This window comes from Marinobacter sp. P4B1 (assembly GCF_001447135.1).
Classification (GTDB): Bacteria; Pseudomonadota; Gammaproteobacteria; order Pseudomonadales; family Oleiphilaceae; genus Marinobacter; species Marinobacter vinifirmus.
The window spans coordinates 1-2,053 of record NZ_LLXM01000001.1 but is presented as its reverse complement, the minus strand read 5'-3'; the positions used below and the strand labels follow the sequence as shown (position 1 = coordinate 2,053).

Below are 2,053 nucleotides of genomic sequence, written 5' to 3'. Positions count from 1 at the left end.
AAAATTTGGTGGAGCCGAGGAGGATCGAACTCCTGACCTCCTGCGTGCAAGGCAGGCGCTCTCCCAGCTGAGCTACGGCCCCGTCTGCTTGTCCAGCCTTTGTCACTCGTCGTTGCAGTCTTCGCTCGCATCAGTCATGACCCATCGAGGGTCACTCCTTCACTCGCTCACACTGCGCCTAGATTGACAAAACCTGTCCGGCGCATCCGCGATTGCCTCAACGTTCGAGGCTTACTGCACCAAGTCACCGATACGATTCGGCGAACTCGGAAAATTGGGTTAGCCTAGGCATCGACGGGTGTAGCGTGCGAGTAGCACGTGAGCCCGGCGATAACGACGGATAACGCAATTTTGGTGGGTCTGGGTGGACTTGAACCACCGACCTCACCCTTATCAGGGGTGCGCTCTAACCACCTGAGCTACAGACCCGAGTTTGCTCTCTTTATTAGCCAACCAAGTAATTCGTGTGGACTCTGACCGAAGCATTCGGCTTCGTTTAAGGAGGTGATCCAGCCGCAGGTTCCCCTACGGCTACCTTGTTACGACTTCACCCCAGTCATGAACCACACCGTGGTAATCGTCCTCCCGAAGGTTAGACTAACTACTTCTGGTGCAATCCACTCCCATGGTGTGACGGGCGGTGTGTACAAGGCCCGGGAACGTATTCACCGCGACATTCTGATTCGCGATTACTAGCGATTCCGACTTCACGGAGTCGAGTTGCAGACTCCGATCCGGACTACGACGCGTTTTAAGGGATTGGCTCACTCTCGCGAGTTGGCAGCCCTCTGTACGCGCCATTGTAGCACGTGTGTAGCCCTGGCCGTAAGGGCCATGATGACCTGACGTCATCCCCACCTTCCTCCGGTTTGTCACCGGCAGTCTCCCTGGAGTTCTCAGCTTTACCTGCTAGCAACCAAGGATAGGGGTTGCGCTCGTTACGGGACTTAACCCAACATCTCACGACACGAGCTGACGACGGCCATGCAGCACCTGTCTCAGAGTTCCCGAAGGCACCAATCCATCTCTGGAAAGTTCTCTGGATGTCAAGGCCAGGTAAGGTTCTTCGCGTTGCGTCGAATTAAACCACATGCTCCACCGCTTGTGCGGGCCCCCGTCAATTCATTTGAGTTTTAACCTTGCGGCCGTACTCCCCAGGCGGTCAACTTAGTGCGTTAGCTGCGCCACTAAGACTTCAAGAGTCCCAACGGCTAGTTGACATCGTTTACGGCGTGGACTACCAGGGTATCTAATCCTGTTTGCTCCCCACGCTTTCGCACCTCAGTGTCAGTGTTGGTCCAGGTAGCCGCCTTCGCCACTGGTGTTCCTTCCTATATCTACGCATTTCACCGCTACACAGGAAATTCCACTACCCTCTACCACACTCTAGTCTGACAGTTCGAAATGCCGTTCCCAGGTTAAGCCCGGGGCTTTCACATCTCGCTTACCAAACCACCTACGCGCGCTTTACGCCCAGTAATTCCGATTAACGCTTGCACCCTCCGTATTACCGCGGCTGCTGGCACGGAGTTAGCCGGTGCTTCTTCTGCGAGTAACGTCAATCCTTAAAGGTATTAACTTTAAGGCCTTCCTCCTCGCTGAAAGTGCTTTACAACCCGAAAGCCTTCTTCACACACGCGGCATGGCTGGATCAGGGTTGCCCCCATTGTCCAATATTCCCCACTGCTGCCTCCCGTAGGAGTTCGGGCCGTGTCTCAGTCCCGATGTGGCTGATCATCCTCTCAGACCAGCTACGGATCGTCGCCTTGGTAGGCCTTTACCCCACCAACTAGCTAATCCGACTTAGGCTCATCCAATAGCGCAAGGTCCGAAGATCCCCTGCTTTCCCCCGTAGGGCGTATGCGGTATTAGCAGCCGTTTCCGACTGTTGTCCCCCACTACTGGGCAGATTCCTAAGCATTACTCACCCGTCCGCCGCTCGTCAGCGGGGTGCAAGCACCCCCTGTTACCGCTCGACTTGCATGTGTTAAGCCTGCCGCCAGCGTTCAATCTGAGCCATGATCAAACTCTTCAGTTTAAATCATACAAGAAC

At 55.0% G+C, this 2,053-nt stretch carries 2 tRNA genes and 1 rRNA gene; all 3 read right to left on the bottom strand.

Features of this window, described 5'->3' with window-relative positions:
• Positions 1-6: 6 nt before the first annotated feature.
• Positions 7-82: transfer RNA gene (locus AQ621_RS00845), tRNA-Ala, on the bottom strand.
• 270 nt (positions 83-352) lie between these two features.
• A tRNA-Ile gene (locus AQ621_RS00840) sits at positions 353-429 on the bottom strand.
• A 68-nt stretch (positions 430-497) separates the two neighbouring features.
• A 16S ribosomal RNA gene (locus AQ621_RS00835) occupies positions 498-2,038 on the bottom strand.
• Positions 2,039-2,053: the final 15 nt, after the last annotated feature.